This is a genomic window from Kitasatospora sp. NPDC047058 (genome assembly GCF_040643935.1).
In the GTDB taxonomy this organism is placed as follows: Bacteria; Actinomycetota; Actinomycetes; order Streptomycetales; family Streptomycetaceae; genus Kitasatospora.
Genome location: NZ_JBEYVJ010000704.1, coordinates 1 through 2,381, shown reverse-complemented (window position 1 = coordinate 2,381; position 2,381 = coordinate 1). Strand labels below are relative to the sequence as shown.

Annotated in this window: 3 protein-coding genes; all 3 read left to right on the top strand. The window is 76.6% G+C overall.

The genetic code is table 11. The features are described 5' to 3' along the window. The first annotated feature begins 85 nt into the window (after positions 1-85). On the top strand, positions 86-1,555 hold the full coding sequence (locus ABZ885_RS39540) for an MFS transporter (RefSeq protein ID WP_360199795.1): 1,470 nt from the start codon (positions 86-88) through the stop codon (positions 1,553-1,555). A 121-nt stretch (positions 1,556-1,676) separates the two neighbouring features. Beyond that, positions 1,677-2,126: an SRPBCC family protein gene (locus tag ABZ885_RS39535; RefSeq protein WP_360199793.1), complete on the top strand. Its 450-nt coding sequence runs from the start codon at positions 1,677-1,679 to the stop codon at positions 2,124-2,126. 73 nt (positions 2,127-2,199) lie between these two features. Beyond that, the coding region (locus ABZ885_RS39530; protein WP_360199791.1) for a carotenoid oxygenase family protein at positions 2,200-2,381 on the top strand (182 nt) is incomplete at its 3' end.

The window sequence follows — 2,381 nt, the reverse complement described above, 5'->3', positions numbered from 1 at the left end:
GGCGGCGGCCCGACTCCCCCGGGGCCGCCGCCCCGCCCACCCTTTGGCCGCAAGAGTGAGTGGTCAACCACACATAGGAGTTCCAGTGGCCACACCCGGCACGGAAACCGGTACGAACAGCGCTTTACGGCCCGGCGCCGCACTCGCCGCCCTGGCGGGAGCCCAGTTCACCGTCGTCCTCAGCACCTCGATCGTCAACGTCGCCCTCCCGGCCGTCCGGGACGGCATCGGCCTCTCCGACAGCGGCATGTCCTGGGTGGTCAACGCCTACGGCCTCGCCTTCGGCGCACTGCTGCTGCCCGGCGGACGGGTGGCGGACCTGCTCGGCCGCCGCCGCGTCCTCCTCGCCGGCCTCGCGCTCTTCGCCGCCGCCGCGCTCACCGCGGGCCTCGCCACCACCCCCTGGCTGCTCGTCACCGCCCGTGCCGCGCAGGGCCTCGGCGCCGCCGCGGTGGCCCCGGCCGCGCTCGCCCTGGTCATGCAGCTCCACCCGGCCGGCCCCGGGCGCGGAAGGGCACTCGGCGTCTGGGGTGCCGTCTCCGGCGCCGGCGGCGCGGCCGGCGTCCTGCTCGGCGGCGTGCTCACCGAACGCCTCGGGTGGCCCTGGGTCTTCCACGCCTCCGCCGCCGGGGCGGTGCTGGTCCTCGCCGCGACCGTGCTCCTGGTGCCGGGCGGCGCCCCCACCGCGTCCGGCGGACGGCTGGACCTCGGCGGCACGGTCACCGCCGCCCTCGGCCTGGTCGCCCTCACCTACGGCCTCACCGCCGGCGGGCACGGCGGCTGGACCTCACCCGGCCCGCTCACCGCCTTCGCACTCGCCGCCGTACTCCTCCCCGCCTTCGTCCTGCTGGAGCGGCGCCACCCCGATCCACTACTGCCGCGGCGCGTCCTCGCCGCGGGCCCGGTCGCCCCCGCCAACCTGGTGATGGCCCTCCTGGGCTCGGTCTGGGTCGGGCTCTTCTACTTCCTGCCGCTCTACCAGCAGCAGGTGCTCGGCGCCGGGCCGCTGGCCGCCGGGCTCGGCCAGCTCCCGCTCGCCGCCGCCACCACCGCCGGCTCCTCCCTCGCACCACGGATCGCCGCCCGGACCGGCCCGACCGCCGCCCTGGCCGCCGGCCTGCTCACCCTGGCCGGCGGACTGCTCTGGCTCGCCCGGATCCGGCCGGACGGCAGCTACCCCTCCGACCTGCTCGGCCCGCTCCTCCTGGTCGGGCTCGGCCTCGGCCCCGCCTTCGTCCAGCTGACCTCGGCGGCCGTCACCGGCGTCGGCCCGGCCGACTCCGGCCTGGCCGGCGGCCTGGTCAACACCAGCCGGCAGCTCGGCGGCGCCGTCGGCCTGGCCGTCCTCGGCAGCCTCGCCGCCTCGGCCACCGCCGGGGCCGCGGCCCACCACACCCGGACCGCCGCGCTCACCGAGGGGTACCGCACCGCGTTCCTCGCCTCCGCACTCGTGCCCGCCGCCGCCGCGGCGCTCACCCCCTACCTGGCGCGCCGCACGCCCGCGGCCGGCCCGGCCGCCGCCCGAGCCGCCGACGGCGCGCCGGCCCCGCGCTGAGGCGCAGGGGCTCGGCCCGCCTCCACACGTCCCACCTCGCACGTCCCACTTCGCACATCCCGTTCCGTCGGCTCCGTTCCGTCGGCTCCGTTCCGTCGGCTCCACTCAGGGAGAGACCACCATGACCGTCCACACCATCGACCAGGACGCCCCCGTCATCGTCCGGCTGACCACCACGATCCACGCACCGCTCGCCGTCGTCTGGTCCCTGCACACCGCCATCGACTCCTGGGCCAGCTGGCTCCCGGACGTCGACCGGGCCCGCCTGGACGGCCCGCTCGCCCCCGGCGCCTCCTTCCACTGGCAGACCCACGGCCTGGACATCACCTCCACCGTGCTGGAACTCGCCCCCGGCCGGCGGATCGTCTGGGGCGGCCCGGCCAACGGCATCGACGGCGTCCACGTCTGGACCTTCGCGGAGACGGACGGCTCGGTGACCGTCCACACCGAGGAGTCCTGGTCCGGCGCGCCCGTCGAGGCACAGCCGGCCGAGCTGGAGGCCGCGCTGCGGGCGTCCCTGGAGAGCTGGCTCGACCGGCTCAAGGCCGAGGCCGAGGCCGAGCGCGGCTGAACCCCGCTGCCGAACCCCGTCGGTCGAACCCGACGACGCCGATCACCCACCGGACTTCCGAGGAGCCCCCGCCATGACCGCCACCAAGCCCCCCTACCTGACCGGCCACTACACCCCCGTCGCCGACGAGATCACCTCCACCGAACTCACCGTCGAGGGCCACCTGCCGCCCGAGCTGACCGGCCGGCTGATCCGCAACAGCCACAACCCCAAGCCCGGCATCACCCCCACCCACTGGTTCAAGGGCAGCGGCAT